This is a genomic window from Spirosoma aerophilum, assembly GCF_054782495.1.
In genome coordinates this window covers 386,085-404,810 of record NZ_BAAGSJ010000013.1, presented here as the reverse complement: position 1 = coordinate 404,810, position 18,726 = coordinate 386,085, and the positions used below count along the sequence as shown (strand labels likewise).

Genomic DNA, 18,726 nt, shown 5'->3' with positions numbered 1-18,726 from the left:
TTAGTCCGTCGCAGTAAACCGATTCATCCGTTCATTATAGCTATCCAGCAAAGCGTCGTCAAGTGTATCGGCCTGCTGAAGATCGAGTAGCAGGAAGTCTGCCCGGTCAACGCCATCAATCATCCCTTCAAACTTGAGTTCCTGCTCAACCCAGGCCGACGTTTTACGAAGAGTTAACGCCTGGCGCAGAACCGCCCGAACGACAGTCGATGTCCAGTCCGGATTTTGGGTAGTCAATAAAAGTGTTTTCACAACCATCGTGTAATCCAGATAGGTTAGTCCGTGGGCGGGCAATTCAGCACGTACCCACTGATACACTAGCGATTGAACTACTTCTTTGTAGGGTGAATGTTCGAGATCATCGGAGCGTATGCGTGAATTCACCTGCAAATCTACCTATTTGATCTAATATACCTTTCATGATAGAATACGTCGATTCGTAAAATCCCGAAAGGACTATTATGGTCGATACCTGAAAAACCAATTGTTCAATTTAACAGATCAATGGTGTACATTGCAGCATTGATCTTTTTTGAGCAAAAGGAACAACCTCATTCCACCTTCAACCCTACTTAATAAACCGATGAATAAGCAGAAACAGGTACTGTTAGTCGATGATGACCAGGAATATATCTATCTGGTACAGGAAGCCATACAGGTAAATAACCCTCGCTGTGATTTGCGAGTAATGAACACAGGAGACGATCTGCTTGTCTGGTTAGAAACCAATCGACGTCCTTCGTTAATTTTATTAGATATTCAAATGCCCGGATCCAATGGTTTTGAGGTATTGGGCACGTTGAAAAGCTCGGATCGCTACAAGGCCATTCCTGTAGTCATGCTTACGGCATCCGAACAACGGACCGACATAGTCAGGTCGTACCAGCAAGGCGCAAATGGGTTCGTAACCAAACCCATAACCTTCACTGACTTACAGCATCGGCTTGGCTTATTGAGCCATTATTGGTTTGATATTGCCCAAACGCCGGGTAGCTGAACGATGCAGAAGATGCGAAACAATGTCCACTCCAACGGGCAGGCTATACGTTATGTTGCTTCTCGTCACGCGTGATCAACCAGTAAATTTTTTAACGGCTACTTTGTTTTACTGGCTTTAAGCTGACTTTCCAGAAACGCCAGGGCCTGATTATAGTAGACATCAATCATGACCCCTGGCCCATGTCCGCCACCGGGTATGATAACCAATTTACTTTTTACACCAGTTGCCCGTTGCTTCTCAAATAGTTTTTCGCTCTGACAGTGGGGGACCAGTGGGTCTTTATCACCATGGAAAATTAGGAATGGCGGGTTGTCTTTCCGGACATAACTAATAGGATTTGCCAGCGCCACTTTGTCTTTATTTTCCTGAATGGGACCGCCGACCAGTATCGACTCCGGCGATTTGGCATCGTTGTGCGTCATGGTACTGCCGCAGGCATCCATACTCAGGAAATCGGTAGGGCCGAACCAGTCGACCACGGCATTGACCTGACTGCTCACCTGGGTAAATTTTCCCAAGGCACCTTCTATATCGACATCCAGTTCGTTTACTTTCGTTTTTTTAAGGCCATTAGTTGTACCGGCCATAGCTGCCAGATGCCCGCCAGACGACCAGCCCGTAACGCTGATAAATGAGTTGTCCAATCCAAATTTGGGTGCATTGGCCCGAACATAACGAATGGCTGCTTTCACATCCTGAATCTGGGCAGGGAATTGGGCATCAGCACTTGATCGATAGTTTATACTGACCACAGCAAAGCCCTTGTTTAGTACAGCTTGCCCTAAACCGCCATCGTTAAAGGTATTGGCTTTCCAGGAGTTGGCCCGCCAGGCGCTTCCGTAAATACAAATGACTACCGGATAAGGGGCTTTCCCGGTTTTGGGCAAATGAATATCCAGCTTATGACCCACGATACCGTCGCCAACGTAGTCAAGATCCAGCCAGTATCTGGATGATTCAATTGCCAGTTTTCCAGCGTCAATTTCCTGATTCTGCGCCATACCCTTAACGGTCACTAAGATCAACAATAGAGCTATTACTTGTTTCATCTGTCAGTTGGGGTCAAATCAGATTCGTTCAATGATAACCGCATAGCCCATTCCAACGCCAACGCACATGGTGGCCAGGGCGTAGCATTTGTTTTGCTTCGCCAATTCCAAAGCGGCCGTTTGCACCAGCCGGGTTCCCGACATGCCCAGCGGATGCCCCAGGGCAATGGCTCCCCCATTCGGGTTGATACGCGGGTCATTATCAGCCAGTCCCAGCGCCCGGATACAGGCCAGTGATTGAGCCGCAAAGGCTTCGTTCAGTTCAATAACGTCGATATCGTCGAGCTTAAGACCTGCTTTTTTTAGGGCTTTTTCGGTCGCCGGAACGGGGCCAATGCCCATAATACGCGGTTCAACGCCCACCACCGCCGAGGTTACGATTCGAGCCTGGGGGGTGAGGTTGTAGCGTTTAACCGCTTCGTCGGAGGCAATGAACAGGGCAGCGGCTCCATCGTTCAGTCCGGCGGCATTACCTGCCGTCACCGTGCCGCCCTCTTTTTTGAATGCGGGCTTTAGCTTCGCCAGCACATCGAGGGAGGTTTGGGGTTTTACAAATTCGTCCGTATCGAAAATAGTAGCCGGGTCCTTTTTCGCCGGAAGTTCAACAGCCATAATTTCTTCGGCCAAGCGGCCCGACTGTTGTGCCTGAGCGGCTTTTTGCTGGGAGTTATAGGCAAATAAATCCTGATCTTCCCGGCTGATCCCGTACATATCGACCAGATTTTCGGCCGTTGTACCCATGGCATCGGTTCCGTAAAGCGCGTGCATTTTAGGATTTACAAACCGCCAGCCGAAGCTTGAATCGAACATCTGGGCATCGTTGCCAAACGGTTTCGACGTTTTGGAAATAACCCAGGGTCCGCGGGTCATGTGCTCCATACCGCCTGCAATAAACACATCGCCATCCCCGGCTTTGATGGCCCGGTTGGCATGAATAACCGCCGACATCCCTGAAGAACAGAGCCGGTTAACGGTTTCGCCAGGTACCGTATACGGCAATCCGGCCAACAACAGTGCCATTCGGGCTACATTGCGGTTGTCTTCCCCCGCCTGGTTGTGGCAGCCGAGTATCACGTCGTCGATGGCATCGGCGGGAATATTGGGGTTGCGCGAAAGAAGTTCTTTAATCGGTAAAGCCGCCAAATCGTCGGCACGTATGGGCGACAGGCTACCCCCAAAACTGCCAATAGGCGTACGGATAGCGTCGATGATGAATGAGTCGGACATGAATCAATTTTGAATGAGTGAATGAGCGGATGAGTGAATGGAAGAAAGTGATCAAATATGTAGGGGTCAATTCAGAAAAAGGAATCCCTTTTTTTATTCAATCATTCTATCAATCACTCATTCACTCATTAAAAATTTCGCGCTTGTTTTAGCCTGTACCTCTTCCAGCGTAGCGCCGGGCATGAGTTCGAGTAGCGTTAGTTTTCCATTTGGGTAGCCGAAGACGGCCAGATCGGTGATGACCATGTCGACAACGCCGGTAGCGGTGAGTGGCAGCGTACAGTGTGGTACGATCTTGGGCGATCCATCGGGATTGGTGTGGGTCATGGTGATGATCAGTCGCTTGGCCCCTTTTGCCAGATCCATCGCGCCACCCACACCTAATAGCGGTTTGCCGGGAACCGCCCAGTTCGCCAGATTAGCCGATGAATCGGCTTCGAGGCCACCCATAATCGCCACGTCGATGTGACCGCCCCGAATCATTGCGAAGGAGTCGGCACTGTCGAAATAGCTGCTGCCCTTCAGGGCTGTTACGGGAATTTTGCCGGCATTAACGGGGTAATCCATCGCGCCACCCCCATCTGCCGGCACCGGCCCAACGCCCAGCATACCATTTTCGGTATGCAGGATAATACCATGTTCGTCGGTAATCAGATCGGCGACGAGCGTCGGTATGCCGATTCCAAGATTAACCACGTCACCTTTTTTTAGCTCGGCCAACGCCCGGCGCGCCATGTTCATGCGGGACTCATCTACTTTCTTCGAAGACGATACCGAGGCTGAGCTGCCGAGGTCTTCCAACGTCAGGGTGGCCTGCACCAGGTAATCAACAAAGCAACCCGGCGTATGAACGAACTCGGGAGCTATTTCGCCTACCGGCACAATTTCCTCTACTTCGGCAATGACCAGATCGGCGGCCGTAGCCATCGCTTTGTTAAAGTTATTCTCCGTCATCCGGTATTGCAGGTTCCCGGCGGTATCGGCCCGCCAGGCCCGAATGAATGCCACATGGCCCCGAATGCTCTTAACAAATACCTGCTCGACACCGTCGATGACTTTGGTCTCCCGACCCAAGGCCAGGGGTGTTCCGGCAGAGGTTGGCGTATAAAAACCGCCAATACCCGCGCCACCCGCCCGAATGGCTTCGGCCAGGGTTCCCTGCGGTAGTAAGTCGTAATCGACTGTACCGTTTTGAGCCGCTTTTACGGCATCGGGATTGGATGTAAAAAAGGAGCCGATCAGTTTTTTGAGCTGCCCATTTCGCAGCAGACGCCCTCCTCCCAAACCCGTTTCGCCGGTGTTGTTGCCTACGAACGTCAGATTTTTGGTGCCGATTTCAGCCAGCGCGTGCATCAGGTGAACAGGATTTCCGGTCATACCGAACCCGCCCTGCAGGAGCGTATCGCCTTCTTTCACGAGGTTAGCGGCCGTATGCACGTCTAAAATTGGAACTGTTTTCATGGGTAAGTCAGTACAGGTTGAAATGCTTGACTGGCTTTTTGGGCCGCCAGACCTACATAATTTTCAGCGACAACGGTCGAGGCTGTCGGGCTGGTGATGAGTTGGTTGAAACGGGATGCCTGTAAATGAGCATCGAAACTGGACTTGTCGGGATTATGATGAAGCAGCTCCGTCATGAAGTTGGAAAACTCCTGCACCCGCCACACCCGACGCATGCAGCAGGCGGTATAATCGGCCAGTTCAGTGGCGCTGCCCTGCTGATACCAGGCCATTAACGCATCAAATAACTGGCCTGTATCGGCCACGGCCATGTTCAGCCCTTTGGCACCCGTTGGCGGGACAATGTGCGCGGAGTCCCCCGCCAGAAACAAGCGTCCGTACTGCATCGGTTCGCTCACAAAACTCCGCATGGGCGTGATGGTTTTCTCCATAATTGGGCCTTCGTGTAACGTCCAGCCGGTTGTACCCAACCGAATTTGAAGTTCTGCCCAGATGCGTTCGTCGGGCCAGTCGTCCAGCGTATCGGTTAGGTTGCACTGCACATACAGCCGGGAAACTTCGGGTGAGCGCATGCTGTGGAGCGCAAACCCCCGGTCATGGTACGCATAGATCAATTCGTGGGTGGAAGGCGGCACTTTTGCCAGAATACCCAACCAGCAGTACGGATAAACTTTATCGTAAACGGTAGTCAGAGACTCCGGTATGGTCTTTCTGGAGATGCCGTGAAAGCCGTCGCAACCTGCCACGAAATCGCAGGCCAGGGTGTGAGCTTCGCCATTTTGGATATACTGAATCATCGGCGTACTCGTATTCAGCCCGTCGACGGAGGTAGCTTCGGCCTCGAATAAAATAGGTTCGCCCGTATCCAATCGAAGTTGAATCAAGTCTTTTACGACTTCGGTTTGGGCGTAGATGGTCACGCGTGAACCGCCGGTCAACCCAGCCAGGTCAATGCGGTGCCGCTGGCCGTTATAACTTAGAATTACCCCGTCATGCACGAGTCCCTGCTGATCCAGCCGGGTGGTAGCCCCAGCCTGACGAAGCCGGTCAACGGTGTTCTGTTCAAGTAAGCCCGCCCGCTGACGGCTCTCGACCCGTTCCCGTGGCCGGTTCTCGAGTACCACGGAACGAATGCCCTGCTGATGCAATAGTTGTGCGAGCAATAATCCGGCGGGTCCGGCCCCGATAATACCGACTTGTGTGTGATGGGTCATGGTTGCTGGTTTAGGATTTCGCTGGCAGCGTGAAAGGCTTCATTAGCGGCTGGCAAACCACAATACAGGGCTGATTGCATGATAACTTCTTTGATTTCGGCCGCACTGACACCGTTGTTTAACGCGGCCCGGACGTGCATTTGAAACTCTGCTTTTCGGTTAAGCGCGATCAGCATCGCCAGCGTGATCAAACTTCGGTTGTGTTTGGAAAGGCCCGGCCGGGTCCAGATTTCACCCCAGGCGTAGTTGGTGATAAACTGCTGAAAGTCGGCGTTGAACTCGGTGATCTGCTCATTGGCTTTATCGACGTGGGCATCGCCCAGCACCGTCCGCCGAACGTGCATACCCTTATCAAACGTTGATTCACCGACCAGAAAATTGATGAGTACCTGTGCGTATTCCTGCGGCAGTTCGGTACTTGCCAAATGTCGGGCGGGCAGGATGGCCAGTTGGGCATAGGGGATATTATCCCGGAGAAATTCAGCCTGCTCAATGTTCGTTACGGGGTCTTCTTCGCCCGCAATAATCAGCGTTTTTACAGAAAGCTGACCTAGTTTTTCCCGAAAGTCGGCATCGCGGATGGCCGCGCAACAGGCAGAATACCCTTCAATTGGCGACCGCAGAAACATAGCTTTCGTCTGACCCACTCGCTCAGGTTTTTTCGTACGGAAGCTTTCCGTGAACCAGCGCTCCATGGTATCATCTACGATGGCCTTCATACCGTGCTCGGCGATAGTGGCAATTCGCCCATTCCAGCGTTCGTCGTTGCCAATCTTAGCACCGGTATTACTCAGAACGATTTTCTTAAATCGGTGGGGCTGGTTGATGCCTAGCCACTGGCCCACTAACCCACCCATCGATAAACCACAAAAATACGCCTGTTCGACGTTCAGGCTGTCCATGAGGTCAATCACATCCTGCCCTAACTGGTCAAGGGTATATGGCCCCGGTGTGGTCTCGCTTCCTCCCTGCCCGCGCGTATCGTACCGAAGCACCCGGAAGTAAGGCAGTAAAAAAGGCAGCAGTTCATCCCACATCATCATCTCGGCACCTAAGGAGTTGGAGAAGATAAGGACAGGACTATTGGGAGATCCCTGAAGTTTATGGTTGGTGGACATAAAAAATAGCGAAAGAGTGTTTTACGTTACTTGGGGCCCTTTCTTTAAAGTTTAGTATGTTTTTGCAAAACCGAATCAATAATCTCCAACGCCTGCCCCAGCGAGTTTTCCGGCTGAAAAAGTGCATCGAGGTCAGGCACCTCAACGGCTTGGCCGCTAAGGACTTCTTTTAAGTGTTTGTGCTCTGAAACAGCCACTGCACACGCCTTTTCGACCAGTTCATGGGCGTTGGCTTTGCCCAGTTTGGGGGCCAGCGCCAGTGAAACAGTTTCAGCGTAAATCAGTCCGTTGGTCAATTCGAGGTTCTGACGCATTCGTTGCGAATCCACTTCCAGATTGTCGAACAACTCAAGACTGCGCTCGACCGCACCGGCGGTCAGTTGCATGATGTCGCTGAGCACGTCCCACTCCGAATGCCAGCGCCCGGCCGACCGTTCGTGCTCTTGCGGCATGGCCGAGAGCATTGTAGCTACCAGGTTCGGCACCCGATTGGCGTTGGCCAGAATGGCCGTCGTGGTAACTGGATTACGTTTGTGCGGCATCGTACTCGAACCACCTTTGCCTGCTGCTTTTCCTTCCAGCACTTCGGCGATCTCGGTCTGCATGAGTAACATGACATCATTCGCTATCTTGGCCAGGCTACCCGAGAGAATACCCAGAACGGCGGCATATTCAGCCAGATTGTCGCGTTGCGTGTGCCAGGAAACGGATGGCTTTACCCCCAATTGGTCTGCAACATCCTGATGTACCGAAGCTGGAATCGAGGTATTTCGACTACCCACCGCCCCCGCCAGTTGCAGAACCAGCACTCGCTTCCGGCACTCGGCCAGCCGTTGTTGACTGCGACAAAGTCCATCCAGCCACAAAGCCGTTTTGAGACCAAAGGTGATCGGTTTGGCCTGTTGCAGCAGTGTCCGCCCAATCATAACGGTTTCGCGGTGCTGTCGGCTCAAAGCAATCAGTTTATCTACCAGAGCCGCAATTTTATGGTCCAGCCAGTCAAGGATATTTTTGATTGTCAATACAGTTGCCGAATCAACCACATCCTGACTCGTAGCCCCCAGATGCACAAATCCAGCCGCTTCTTCGTCCTGTTTTCGGACAATGCCGGTGAGCTGTTTGACCAGCGGAATGGCCGCATTCCCGCTCAGGGCAATGTCTTTTTTGAGTCGTTCCCAATCCAGCAAATCAACGGCACAGCACGCGGCTATCTGTTCGGCTGCGGAGGTTGGAATTAACCCACTTTTTGCCTGAGCCGTAGCCAATGCTGCTTCAAACCGAAGCATGTTTGCAACGGTCGTTTCTTCGGACAGTATTAATTGGACATCAGAACTATAAAACAGGCTGGAATACAGGCTCATGGTCAGGTTAAGGGTTAGACCTCGAAAAATACGGTTTCCTGTTCACCCTGCATGTATATATTGAACAGATAACCGGTTGTCGTTTTCTGAGCAATGAGCGTCTGGCGTCGTTCGGCAGGGACAAGCGTTAAAACCGGGTCCGTTTCGTTGGCAGCAGCTTCGTCGGGAAAGTACAGCCGGGTGTAGGAATGAATCGGCTGTCCGCGCATGAAAACGATGACCGACAGATGAGGTGCCTGCCCATCTGCAGATTCGGGTTTCAACGCATGAAAAACAAACCGGTTCTGAACGTCAGTACCCGTCCCCATCCGACCGAAGCGCTTGTTTTGCGCGTCCCAGATCTCAATCATGGCATCGGGAATAATCACTCCCTGTCCATCAAAGACGTTTCCGGAAATAGTGATGGTATCTGCCTGATCAAGTGGATTCACCAACTGATTTTCTATCAGACTTTTGAAATCGTACCCGTATTGCTCCGGCGTCAGGCCGTACGCAAAATAAGGGCCAACGGTTTGTGAAGGTGTTTGTAAAGGCATGGAGTCGATGGTTAGGCCGTTTCAAATGGCGTTGAGTTGTTGCCTCTCAAGACAAAATCAAATCGGTAGCCCAGGGCGAAATGGGGTTCGGTAACGCTTAAGTCGAACTGGGAAATCAATAATTCCCGGCCTTTGGGAGGAACGCCCAGAAAAATAGGATCGTACTGCAACAGCGGGTCGCCGGGGAAGTACATCTGGGTAACCAAACGCGTTGTGATATTCGGCCCAAACAGCGAAAAGTGGATATGATTAGGCCGCCAGGCATTGTAATGGTTGCCCCACGGGTAGGCTCCCGGCTTTATCGTATAGAATCGGTAGTTGCCTTCGGCATCGGTCAGTACGCGGCCGGCACCCAGAAAATTAGGGTCGATAGGCGCGTCGTGCTGATCTACTTTATGTACATAGCGACCTGCCGAATTGGCCTGCCATATCTCGATCAGTGTGTGCGGAATCGGCCGACCGTTCTCGTCCATTACTTTGCCATGCACAATGATCCGTTCGCCCAGCGGCTCACCGTTCCGAACGGAGTTTTTTGTCAGATCATGGTCGAGTGGGCCAAGGTTCATTTCCCCAAAAACGGGGCCGGTCAGCTCCGAAAGCGACTGTTTAATAACGATCAGTGGCTTCGTTGGACCCCGTAAAACCGTTGATGTATAGGCGGGAGAGATGTAAGGCGGGTGTACCTCCCGATCAAAGTGATTATAGATAAGGTCGCTCATGCCGAACGTGTGGCTGGTTAAGGATTTGTTCAGCAAAGCTATAGGCATGGTCATAAATTATCTTGGATTAATAAAAATAAGGCTTGTACAAATCGAACATTACCTCCATTTTTAGGTCATTTTTTAGCTATTTTAAACATAGATGTCCATTTATCTTCGCAACTTCGAGGGATTATATGGCGATAGTCGCCAACCGTTTACCGACGGGTTCATCCATCATGAATTGCTGGAAGTTCGTAGCCAGCTCTACGACTGGGACATCGATGAGCACCTGCACACCGATTTGATCCAGCTCTTCTTCTTCACCTCGGGTAATGGCGTGCTTATCTCCGAACTGCGCAGAGTTACCCTAACTCCCCCCTGCGTGCTGCTGATTCCGGCCAATACACTCCATGGGTTTGCCTTCGAATCAAATATGGCTGGGGAGGTTTTTACCATTGCTGAGCAATCGCTGGATATTTTTTCCAAAGCAATGCCGCAGCTTTTTCTGGAGATCAATCAATTAAGTCAGTATCCATTTGAGGGCCTTGCGGAGGAATTTAACAAGTTGCAATGGATTAAGGATCAACTGATTCGGGAAGTGAATGAAGACAAAGTGGAGAAAAAAGCACAGCTTCAGTCGTTACTTCAACTGATGCTGATCAGCCTGTACAGAATGCGGCAGGATTCGGGTATTGAAGATTCTCTGTCAACGAATCGGACGCTTCAGTACTTCAACGCCTTTCAGAAGCTGATTCGGCAGTCTATTCACGAACTCAAAACGATTCAGGAATATGCCGGTGCGCTGAACATCACTGCCGTGCATCTCAACCGAATTTGTCAGTCGGTCGTCAAGAAGTCGGCTCTGCAAATTGTCCATGATAACCTGACCAATGAAGCCAAGAAATACCTGCTCAACACCTCGTATTCACTGTCCGAAATATCATATGTGCTGAGTTTCAAAGACCCGGCTTATTTTTCAAGGCTCTTCAAAAAACAAACCGGGCTTTCGCCCGGTCAGTTTCGAAAACTGGGAAAGATGTAGACGAAAAATGGTTACCAAACCAGCAAAGCGTTCAAGTTAAAACTCAGGTCATTGGTCTGTTATTGATTGGGGCTAACGCCCGCTTCGGGTAATTTTCGGGCGTTGAGGTGGTCGGCGGGGCGCTTGAGTGAATCAACTCCGATTAGATTGCCCGCTTTGTAATGGTACTCCGAAAATTTGTCCGTAGTCTGGTCTCCCTGAATCAAATAATCATCGAACCCGGGCGACACTCCTGCCACTTTGAGTTTCAGCGGGTACTGATTGGTTCTGAACCATGGCACCGCCCGATAGGGTTTTGGTTGGTTAAGCAGAAGACTCACGGCCGTTTTGGCCTGATCGACGGCGTTTAGTACCAATTTCAGGCGCATTCGATTTTGACCAGAGGGGTTAAAGGGATTGGCGCAATCGCCAACAGTACAGACACTCGGGACCGACAACGTTAAACTGCCCGTTTCACAGCCACAAAAGATGACAGGAAGCCTGTCAAGGCGCTGATCAGGGCCGAGAGCAGGATGACCGACAATTTGGGAAGCGACGTATCGGCTACCACCCTCTCTACAATCTTTATGATCAGCAGAGCGGGCAGGGCAAAAAGCAGCCCAATGACAATACCATTCAGGAGGGCAACCAGGATCCAGCCAGTTGATGGTCTTAAACCGGGCGTCAGTTTCCCGGTTTTTCGCTGGCTAGTCATCACACCAAAGGTGATGATCGTTGTCATGAATGCAGCCATAAACACCCCCGGCAACAGGACAGACAGCAAATTGGGCGTTGATCCCTGTATGTGCACGACCGAATGCGAGCGCAAGACCAGTGAAGGAATTACCGCACCGATAATCAGATTCGCCAATGTTGATTTTAGGGCGTTGTCTTTGATGAATGCTTTCATGGGATATGGCGCGGATGGAATAGCCTTGGGTCATGTAAATAACGTGAATAATGGCTAAATGCTGGTTAGCATTCGTTTAACTGAAGATCAGAATCCAGGCTAGATCAAAAAGATATAACCACAGAGGCACAAAGAACACAGAGGTTGATCAGGGAATAAAGTTTCCTGATCAACCTCTGTGTTCTTTGTGCCTCTGTGGTTATATCTTTTTGATCTAATCGCTGTATAACGTGGGTGATAACTGCGTATAAGCTAGATTTTAAGCTAATCAACCCATTATTCACGTTAAATAAAGTCAAAAACCGTTTTCCGGTAGGACGACAGCGGGAAGGTCAAATGGGGCCTGTACGTCTCTACCCGGTTAATACGAAACAGGTGGTAATCGCTCCGTAGCGTGTGCATCCAATCCAAATCAGGATCGAAATGATGCCTGACGAGGACAGCAGAGGTTAGCGTCGGAACGAGCGGGGTTCATACTGGCATTTTCATGGATTGAGCAACAGCCAACTCTCAAAAGACCACCCGCATCAGCAGGTACAGCACCGACGGACACGCCAGGCAGCCTAATCCGGTATAGAATGTAGCGGTGAGGGCACCATACGGGACTAATTTAGGGTCGGTAGCCGCCAGACCGGCCGAAACACCGCTGGTCGTGCCCATAAGTCCGCCGTAGACCATAGCCGTATGCGGATTGTCGAGGCCGATGTACCGGGCAACGAAAGGAGTGCCGATGGTCACGAAAACCGCTTTCACGACACCGGCGGCTATGCTCAATGCAATAACATCGGAACTGGCCCCAATGGCCGCACCCGTTACCGGTCCAACAATATACGTGCAGGCACCAGCTCCGATGGTTGTCAGGCTAACGGCGTCGGTGTACCCCCAGAAAAGTGCCACAATAACGCCCCCGATGAATGAAAGCACAATGCCCAGAAACAGCGAAACCGCACCAATCCAGCCAGTACGTTTCATGACGACAAAGCTGGCTCCCATACCGGTCGAGACAATGGCGAAGTCGCGGAACATGGCCCCGCCCATCAGCCCGAAACCCGAAAAGACTTTCACATCGGCAATGCCTTTTTCGCCCCCTGAATAGATGCCTCCCACATACGCCAGCACCAGTCCCATGACGATGGCAATAGCCGATGCAGGGATTTTTTTATTGGTTAGTCGATTGGAGATAACGGACGACACATACATCATGATCCCGACAGCCAGAAAGGCAACGACCAACCCATTTTTTTCAAGAAACCGGGTTATAATGTCCATTCTGGTCGACGGGTTGGGATTTAGCAAACTTGGCAAGCAGGGGAATCACAGACAGGCAGATCAATACCGGAACGATTCCGGCAAAAAGCGCCATAGAACCGCTGGAAACGGCCACTTTTACATTTTGAACCGCCGACATAGCCACTACAATCGGAATGTACATCTGGCTCCAGAACTCGATACCCCGGTCAGTAAGTTTATCGGATAATCCTTTTCTCGTGAACCAGTCATTTAGAAAAATCAGCAGCAGCATCGCAAAGCCAACGCCCCCTACGTTGGCATCGACGCCAATCAGTCGGCCGAGTAGTTCACCGGCCAACTGACCGATGACATAGCAAAAGGCCAGGATGGCCACACCGTATATAATCATTTAAATACAAGTTTGGTAAAGGGTAACGCACGATGGATAATAGATAGACCGTTGTCCATTATCCATTAGTAATTAAATAAAGGCTTCAGGTCGTTCTTGGTCACTTTTCCCATCGCGTTACGGGGCAGTTCCTCGGCAACGCGGTATTGTCGGGGCACTTTATAGGCAGGCATCCGTTCGCGCAGCCAGCTACTAATCTGTTCCGGCGACACCGTCTTATCGGCCAGGATAAGCACTGCCGCTACCAATTCACCCCATTCTTCATTGGGAATTCCAACCACACTGCAATCGCTGATGGCGGAGTGTGTCCGAAGCACTTCTTCAATTTCGAGGGCCGAAATCTTATAGCCCCCAGATTTGATGATGTCGATGGAGTCGCGGCCCAACATACGGTAGTAACCATCTTCGACTACGGCGATATCACCTGTCCTGAACCAGCCATCGTCCGTGAAGGCTTTTTGAGTGGCTTCAGGGCGGTTCCAGTACTCCAGAAAAACGGTTGCCCCTTTTATCTGAATCTCTCCCGGCAACCCGTCTACGACTTCGATGTTCTTTTCATCCACCAGCCGGACACTCACACCCGGAAGAGGTTTGCCGATATAACCAACTCGTCGTTCATCGTCGTAGGGGTTGCTGATACCCATGCCTATCTCGGTCATGCCATAGCGTTCGAGCAAGGTGTGACCGCTCACGGTCTTCCATTTCTCCATTACCGACACCGGTAAAGCCGCCGATCCCGACACCATAAGCCGGAATCTGGCAAGGGTTTCGGTGATCTGTTGTTGCTGATCGTCCGGTAGACCTTCCCAATAAGCAATCAGCTTGAAATAGATGGTCGGCACGGCCATAAAGACGTTGATCTGCCCGCGCTGAAAGGCGGCAAAAATGGCTTCGGCAGAGAAATTAGGCTGAAACTCGACGGTGGCGCCAGCCCAAAGTGCACAACTGACTACGTTGATAATTCCGTGGACGTGGTGCAGTGGCAGTACACATAATATATGATCGCTGGACGACCATTGCCACACGTTGACGAGGGTCGAAATCTGGGCGTCGAGATTAGCGTGCGTCGTGACAACGCCTTTGGGCAGATTGGTGGTACCGCTCGTGTACAGGATCATCGCCCGGCGACTTGGTGTAAGTTCGGGCAGTGATTGGGTACTGACCGTTTCTCCTTCTTCGCCCAGAATAATCAATCGGCAGCCCTTTTCGTCTGCTAATGAAGCCAGCAACGGGGCGAAGGTTTGGTCGGCTACAATAATTTGGGCTCCGGTATCCTCGATTACGTACCGCAGCGATGGCAACGGGTAAGATAACGCCAGTGGTACAGCGACGCCACCGGCCCGCCAGATACCCCACTGCACCCGCACATAATCGAATCCAGGCGCTACCATGAAGGCTATCCGAGCTTCGTTGAGATCGGTAGCGCCGTTTAGCAGAAGCGAAGCAAACGCGTCGGATGAGTCGAGTAACTGCTGATACGTGTGAGAGTGGCCTTCGGAAACGATGGCTGTTAAGTCAACGTTCCGGGTGGCGTTATGGACAAGTGAAAGCATGATAAGCAAAATTAATTAACACAGAGGCATAGAGAACACAGAAAAAACGAGGTGTTAGATTCGGTATTCTAGCTATCTGACAATGGTTCTTTGATCCAATAGATCAATGGGTAGACGTGGTCTAATGGGTGTTGACAGGTAAGGTGGCCGGTGCCACTCATAATCACAGTATTGGCCAACTTCTTTAACTTATCTTCTTCGACGAAATATACATCGTCATGATGCCGGCGAAGATGGTCGGGACGGCGTAAATCAGGAAGTTCGTCACCATCGACAGACCCATCCCGATCAGTATCCCCCCCACCGCTGGACCGATGATCCCCCCCAGTCGGCCAATGCCAATAGACCAGCCAACACCCGTCGTTCTGAATTCAGTTGGGTACATGCGAGCCGCTACCGCGTAGAGGCCAACAAAACCACCCTGAATACCAAAGCCAAGCACGGCAAAGACCAGCAGTAGCGTAGAAGAACCCATAAAAAGCTGAAAAGCCGCCATGACAACGCCCGTCATGATGAGAAATAGACCAATCGTTCGCTTCAGGCCGAAACGACTGGAAAGATAGCCCTGAGCTGTGATGCCAAAAAACGCCCCTACATTAAAGACGGTACCGGCGTAAATAGCCAACTCAATCGGGAGACCGGCATTGGTTGCCAGTTTTGGGATCCAGCTGGTAAGGAAATAGAGCGTGGCAAAGGAAAGAAACAAAGCCGTCCACAGCTGAATGGTCGGTATTTTGTATTCGTTTTCGAGCAGCGATTTAATGGGAATGCCGTTGCCTTTCGCGGGTTTGTGGGGCAGGGCATCAATGAGCGAATGTCCCATTTTCCCCAGAATACCGTTCGCTTTCCCGAGTGCCTGATCCGGTTGCGATTTGAGGTAGAAATCCAGAGACTCCGCCAGGAAGAACTGAATTAATGGCAGCGCCAGAAAAGTAGTCACCCCCGCAATCTGAAACATGGTTTGCCAGCCCGAAACGGGTATGATCCTGGCCGCTACCAGGCCTGACACCACCGCCCCAACCGGATAGCCCGACACGACGAAGCTTACCCAGAAATCACGGGTTTTGTTTGGTGTGTATTCGGCCGCCAGCGCGGCCGTACTCGCCAGCATGCTCCCGATCCCCAGCCCGCTGATGAACCGGAACACGATCAATGGAAGGAGACCGGTCGAAAAGGAAGTCAGGTAGATACTGATGCCCATAATCGCTGCGCTAATGAGAATCAGGGTTTTTCGCCCAATGAGATCGGCGTAGGGAGCCAGAAAAAGTGCGCCGAAGGTCATGCCAAATAACCCGGAGCTAAAGACGGCGCCCATCGCTTCCGGTCCTATACTCCAGTTTTTAGCAATGGCCGGAGCCGCATACGAGATCACCAGGACGTCCATGCCATCGAGCATATTCATCAGGAAGCAGACGATGATAGTGGCGTACTGTAACTGCGAAAGAGGTCGCTGGTCAATCAGGGTTTTGGCACTTACTTCCATGTAGGTTAATTCAAGTTAAGGGGATTTTATCTCGTAGCGCGGGGTTGTAGCCCGCCTAGCCGAAGGCTAATAGGTTATTGAATTTGTTAGCCTTTGACTACGCGGGCTATTGACCCGTGCTACATTAAGAGACGAAGCAAAAGCCAACGCTCTTTTACTTTCTTAAACCGAGCATCTTAATGGCATTTTCTTTTAAAATGAGCGGCTTCACCTCTTCCTTAAAGCCGGCCTCCTCAAAATCCTTCAGCCAGCGGTCGGGCGTGATGAGCGGAAAGTCAGTGCCAAACAACACCCGGTCTTTGAGCATGGTATTGGCATACTGCACCAGTTGCTTCGGAAAATACTTCGGCGACCAGCCGCTGAGGTCGATATAAATATTGGGTTTGTGCATGGCTACCGACAAGGCTTCATCCTGCCACGGCCAGCTTGGGTGCGCAATGATGATAGGATTGTCGGGGAAGTCGATAGCCACATCGTCGAGGTGAATGGGATTGGAATATTCGAGTCGCATTCCTCCTCCCCCACGAACACCGGAGCCAAACCCCGAATGGCCGGAATGAAATAACATCGGCAGTTTATACTCCGCAATGACTTCATACAGGTGATACGCCATGCGGTCGTTGGGGTAGAAACCCTGAACGGTCGGGTGAAATTTAAACCCTTTGACGCCAAAATTCTCAATCAGATTTCGGGCCTCGCGGGCACCCATTCGGCCTTTGTGCGGATCGATGCTGGCAAAGGCAATCATTACATCGGCGTTCTTCTGCGCCCCTTCGGCCACTTCTTCGTTCGGAATACGGCGCTTACCCACGTTGAACTCGGAGTCTACGGTAAACATCACGAATGCCATGTTCCGCTCCCGGTAATAATCAGCCGTTTCCTGAATGGTGGGCCGGTGGTCCGACTTGAAAAATTTTGTAAAAGCCTCGTCCAGCTCCGGCCGAAAATCGTCATGCGGATGCCAGCAAGAGGCTTCCGCATGGGTATGCACATCAATGGCACGTATTTTATCGAGGTCGATCATAAGTGAGAAAGAGTTAAAGAGCGAAAGAGCGGCCGCCGGTGCGGAGCGAAAGAGCGTTGTCTTTCATGATAGCATACTACTCTTTCATACTTTCGCTCTTTAATTTATAAATCCGGGAGTTGGTTTGGTACCTTTTTTTACCCAGTTTCGGAGGGCGTCGAACGTTTGTCCTGTTTGTTGGGGTGTAAAGTTGCAATGACCCTGCCCGCTGGTGTATTTGACCGTAAAATACTGATCTTTCCCCTGTTGATGCACCATATTTTCGAAATTCACGACCCCATAGGCTGGCGGGATAAGCTGATCGTAGATGGTGTGTACTAAAACGACAGGCTTGTCAATTTTACCGGTTCGGTCGTATTTCCCAAAAACCAGATTCGCATCGACGGTGGCGGGCAGGCGCTCCGCTTTTTGGTTGACAACCAGGTTATCCGGGAAGCCGGTATACACGGTGTTGGTATTGTCGAACGGATTTCCCTTGGCTTTTTGAGCCAGATCGCGCAGGACGTTCTCATTGAAGAATAGGGAAAAGGGAAGATCTTCCAGTTTTAAATCAAATCGTTTGGCAAAGGCTACGGCCAACACGGAATCTTTAGCCAGAACAGCTTTTTTTATCGCCATGGCCTGTGACACCATCGCCTGCATCGGCTGAGCCTGATAGGGTTTCGAAAGATCGAAAATAGTTGTCAACGAGGGCACAACACCCGGGAATAGCCCGTTAAACGTAGCATACATGTCGAATTCTTTCCGGCATTGAAGGTAGGGTCGGCTCGACAATGGACAGAGGGGAAGCCCCCCGTTGTAATTTGCCCCAAAGTTCTCGATGGTTGCCAGCGTAACTCCCCCACCCAGCGAATGCCCGACCATGTAGGTGGTATCCGGCTTTCCGTAGGTTTTTATAAAAAACTGTCGCAGCGATTCGGTATCGTCAACACCCTGCGGCAATGAATACCCCTGATACTGGTAGTCTGATGCGGCTACGGCAAAACCCCGTTCCAGAAACGGCTTCATGTTATTCGAAAACCCCGGATTCTGGCTTTGTCGGGGTTTCGCGCCCATGAATTCGTAGCCGTGGGCATACATGACCAGTTTCCCTTTCCAGTTTGGCGGGAAAAGTATGACGTACCGGGCCCCTTTCAAACTGCCCGAATCAACTTTAGCGACGGGGCTTTGGGCAACAGATCGGGTGACAAGACTTAACGCCAGCAACAGGCTGAAATAGTATTTCATGTTCTTTATCGGGTAGTTAGTACCGTATAGTGTGGAGTATGGTGTGTGGCAATACCTGGTTCTGTGGTGTCGGTTACTTATAACCGACGCTGCGAGGTTTCTCAAAACCTTGTGACTTTAGGTTTTGAGAAACCTCACCGTTTCAGGTTTAGAACATGACACCCCGGTAGCGTATTTTCTCTACCAACCGGGACGGTCGGCA

At 51.1% G+C, this 18,726-nt stretch carries 19 protein-coding genes; 2 read left to right on the top strand and 17 right to left on the bottom strand.

What is annotated here, in order from left to right:
* Positions 1–384: a hypothetical protein gene (locus tag ACYVK4_RS13200; RefSeq protein ID WP_461127983.1), complete on the bottom strand. Its 384-nt coding sequence runs from the start codon at positions 382–384 to the stop codon at positions 1–3.
* A 199-nt stretch (positions 385–583) separates the two neighbouring features.
* Here ACYVK4_RS13200 and ACYVK4_RS13195 point away from each other — a divergent pair, with 199 nt between their 5' ends.
* Positions 584–997 (top strand): response regulator, encoded by a 414-nt coding sequence (locus ACYVK4_RS13195; protein ID WP_461127982.1) that lies wholly within the window; start codon positions 584–586, stop codon positions 995–997.
* A gap of 98 nt (positions 998–1,095) precedes the next feature.
* Here the strand turns inward: ACYVK4_RS13195 and ACYVK4_RS13190 are convergent, their stop codons facing one another.
* The 8 genes from ACYVK4_RS13190 to pcaH form a co-directional block, all read right to left on the bottom strand.
* Positions 1,096–2,049 carry an alpha/beta hydrolase fold domain-containing protein gene (locus ACYVK4_RS13190; protein ID WP_461127981.1) on the bottom strand — a complete coding sequence of 318 codons (954 nt, stop codon included), beginning with the start codon at positions 2,047–2,049 and terminating at the stop codon, positions 1,096–1,098.
* 18 nt (positions 2,050–2,067) lie between these two features.
* On the bottom strand, positions 2,068–3,276 hold the full coding sequence (pcaF, locus tag ACYVK4_RS13185; RefSeq protein ID WP_461127980.1) for a 3-oxoadipyl-CoA thiolase: 1,209 nt from the start codon (positions 3,274–3,276) through the stop codon (positions 2,068–2,070).
* Between the two features lie 117 nt (positions 3,277–3,393).
* Positions 3,394–4,737 (bottom strand): 3-oxoacid CoA-transferase, encoded by a 1,344-nt coding sequence (locus ACYVK4_RS13180; protein ID WP_461127979.1) that lies wholly within the window; start codon positions 4,735–4,737, stop codon positions 3,394–3,396.
* Entirely contained in the window at positions 4,734–5,951 is a 1,218-nt protein-coding gene (locus ACYVK4_RS13175) for a 4-hydroxybenzoate 3-monooxygenase (protein WP_461127978.1), read from the bottom strand. The genes ACYVK4_RS13180 and ACYVK4_RS13175 overlap by 4 nt, the downstream gene beginning before the upstream one ends.
* Positions 5,948–7,069, bottom strand: coding sequence for a bifunctional 3-oxoadipate enol-lactonase/4-carboxymuconolactone decarboxylase PcaDC (gene pcaDC, locus ACYVK4_RS13170; RefSeq protein ID WP_461127977.1), 1,122 nt, complete (start codon positions 7,067–7,069; stop codon positions 5,948–5,950). The genes ACYVK4_RS13175 and pcaDC overlap by 4 nt, the downstream gene beginning before the upstream one ends.
* 44 nt (positions 7,070–7,113) lie before the next feature.
* A complete protein-coding gene (gene pcaB, locus ACYVK4_RS13165) occupies positions 7,114–8,430 on the bottom strand; it encodes a 3-carboxy-cis,cis-muconate cycloisomerase (RefSeq protein ID WP_461127976.1) in 1,317 nt (438 codons plus the stop codon).
* A 14-nt stretch (positions 8,431–8,444) separates the two neighbouring features.
* Positions 8,445–8,966, bottom strand: coding sequence for a protocatechuate 3,4-dioxygenase subunit alpha (pcaG, locus tag ACYVK4_RS13160; RefSeq protein ID WP_461127975.1), 522 nt, complete (start codon positions 8,964–8,966; stop codon positions 8,445–8,447).
* Between the two features lie 11 nt (positions 8,967–8,977).
* Positions 8,978–9,685, bottom strand: coding sequence for a protocatechuate 3,4-dioxygenase subunit beta (gene pcaH / locus ACYVK4_RS13155; protein WP_461129596.1), 708 nt, complete (start codon positions 9,683–9,685; stop codon positions 8,978–8,980).
* Between the two features lie 142 nt (positions 9,686–9,827).
* Here pcaH and ACYVK4_RS13150 point away from each other — a divergent pair, with 142 nt between their 5' ends.
* Positions 9,828–10,709: a helix-turn-helix domain-containing protein gene (locus tag ACYVK4_RS13150; RefSeq protein WP_461127974.1), complete on the top strand. Its 882-nt coding sequence runs from the start codon at positions 9,828–9,830 to the stop codon at positions 10,707–10,709.
* 59 nt (positions 10,710–10,768) lie between these two features.
* On the opposite strand, the gene ACYVK4_RS13145 is transcribed toward ACYVK4_RS13150, so the two are convergent.
* From ACYVK4_RS13145 to ACYVK4_RS13110, 8 genes are all read right to left on the bottom strand, one after another.
* Complete coding sequence (locus ACYVK4_RS13145) at positions 10,769–11,077, bottom strand: oxidoreductase C-terminal domain-containing protein (protein ID WP_461127973.1); 309 nt, start codon at positions 11,075–11,077, stop codon at positions 10,769–10,771.
* Positions 11,078–11,148: 71 nt separating this feature from the next.
* On the bottom strand, positions 11,149–11,598 hold the full coding sequence (locus ACYVK4_RS13140) for a hypothetical protein (RefSeq protein WP_461127972.1): 450 nt from the start codon (positions 11,596–11,598) through the stop codon (positions 11,149–11,151).
* 510 nt (positions 11,599–12,108) lie between these two features.
* On the bottom strand, positions 12,109–12,867 hold the full coding sequence (gene madM / locus ACYVK4_RS13135; protein ID WP_461127971.1) for a malonate transporter subunit MadM: 759 nt from the start codon (positions 12,865–12,867) through the stop codon (positions 12,109–12,111).
* Entirely contained in the window at positions 12,842–13,237 is a 396-nt protein-coding gene (gene madL, locus ACYVK4_RS13130; protein ID WP_461127970.1) for a malonate transporter subunit MadL, read from the bottom strand. The genes madM and madL overlap by 26 nt, the downstream gene beginning before the upstream one ends.
* 65 nt (positions 13,238–13,302) lie before the next feature.
* On the bottom strand, positions 13,303–14,790 hold the full coding sequence (locus ACYVK4_RS13125) for an acyl-CoA synthetase (RefSeq protein WP_461127969.1): 1,488 nt from the start codon (positions 14,788–14,790) through the stop codon (positions 13,303–13,305).
* 184 nt (positions 14,791–14,974) lie between these two features.
* On the bottom strand, positions 14,975–16,273 hold the full coding sequence (locus ACYVK4_RS13120; protein WP_461127968.1) for an MFS transporter: 1,299 nt from the start codon (positions 16,271–16,273) through the stop codon (positions 14,975–14,977).
* A gap of 154 nt (positions 16,274–16,427) precedes the next feature.
* Complete coding sequence (locus tag ACYVK4_RS13115; protein WP_461127967.1) at positions 16,428–17,297, bottom strand: amidohydrolase family protein; 870 nt, start codon at positions 17,295–17,297, stop codon at positions 16,428–16,430.
* A 99-nt stretch (positions 17,298–17,396) separates the two neighbouring features.
* Positions 17,397–18,524 carry an alpha/beta hydrolase family protein gene (locus ACYVK4_RS13110; protein ID WP_461127966.1) on the bottom strand — a complete coding sequence of 376 codons (1,128 nt, stop codon included), beginning with the start codon at positions 18,522–18,524 and terminating at the stop codon, positions 17,397–17,399.
* Positions 18,525–18,726 lie beyond the last annotated feature (202 nt).

What these genes read in the sequence shown, in the direction of transcription:
- ACYVK4_RS13195 (WP_461127982.1), top strand. Translation starts at nt 584, where the DNA reads ATGAATAAGCAGAAACAGGTACTGTTAGTCGATGATGACCAGGAATAT.
- ACYVK4_RS13190 (WP_461127981.1), bottom strand. Translation starts at nt 2,049, where the DNA reads ATGAAACAAGTAATAGCTCTATTGTTGATCTTAGTGACCGTTAAGGGT.
- pcaF (WP_461127980.1), bottom strand. Translation starts at nt 3,276, where the DNA reads ATGTCCGACTCATTCATCATCGACGCTATCCGTACGCCTATTGGCAGT.
- ACYVK4_RS13180 (WP_461127979.1), bottom strand. Translation starts at nt 4,737, where the DNA reads ATGAAAACAGTTCCAATTTTAGACGTGCATACGGCCGCTAACCTCGTG.
- ACYVK4_RS13175 (WP_461127978.1), bottom strand. Translation starts at nt 5,951, where the DNA reads ATGACCCATCACACACAAGTCGGTATTATCGGGGCCGGACCCGCCGGA.
- pcaDC (WP_461127977.1), bottom strand. Translation starts at nt 7,069, where the DNA reads ATGTCCACCAACCATAAACTTCAGGGATCTCCCAATAGTCCTGTCCTT.
- pcaB (WP_461127976.1), bottom strand. Translation starts at nt 8,430, where the DNA reads ATGAGCCTGTATTCCAGCCTGTTTTATAGTTCTGATGTCCAATTAATA.
- pcaG (WP_461127975.1), bottom strand. Translation starts at nt 8,966, where the DNA reads ATGCCTTTACAAACACCTTCACAAACCGTTGGCCCTTATTTTGCGTAC.
- pcaH (WP_461129596.1), bottom strand. Translation starts at nt 9,685, where the DNA reads ATGAGCGACCTTATCTATAATCACTTTGATCGGGAGGTACACCCGCCT.
- ACYVK4_RS13150 (WP_461127974.1), top strand. Translation starts at nt 9,828, where the DNA reads ATGTCCATTTATCTTCGCAACTTCGAGGGATTATATGGCGATAGTCGC.
- ACYVK4_RS13145 (WP_461127973.1), bottom strand. Translation starts at nt 11,077, where the DNA reads ATGCGCCTGAAATTGGTACTAAACGCCGTCGATCAGGCCAAAACGGCC.
- ACYVK4_RS13140 (WP_461127972.1), bottom strand. Translation starts at nt 11,598, where the DNA reads ATGAAAGCATTCATCAAAGACAACGCCCTAAAATCAACATTGGCGAAT.
- madM (WP_461127971.1), bottom strand. Translation starts at nt 12,867, where the DNA reads ATGGACATTATAACCCGGTTTCTTGAAAAAAATGGGTTGGTCGTTGCC.
- madL (WP_461127970.1), bottom strand. Translation starts at nt 13,237, where the DNA reads ATGATTATATACGGTGTGGCCATCCTGGCCTTTTGCTATGTCATCGGT.
- ACYVK4_RS13125 (WP_461127969.1), bottom strand. Translation starts at nt 14,790, where the DNA reads ATGCTTTCACTTGTCCATAACGCCACCCGGAACGTTGACTTAACAGCC.
- ACYVK4_RS13120 (WP_461127968.1), bottom strand. Translation starts at nt 16,273, where the DNA reads ATGGAAGTAAGTGCCAAAACCCTGATTGACCAGCGACCTCTTTCGCAG.
- ACYVK4_RS13115 (WP_461127967.1), bottom strand. Translation starts at nt 17,297, where the DNA reads ATGATCGACCTCGATAAAATACGTGCCATTGATGTGCATACCCATGCG.
- ACYVK4_RS13110 (WP_461127966.1), bottom strand. Translation starts at nt 18,524, where the DNA reads ATGAAATACTATTTCAGCCTGTTGCTGGCGTTAAGTCTTGTCACCCGA.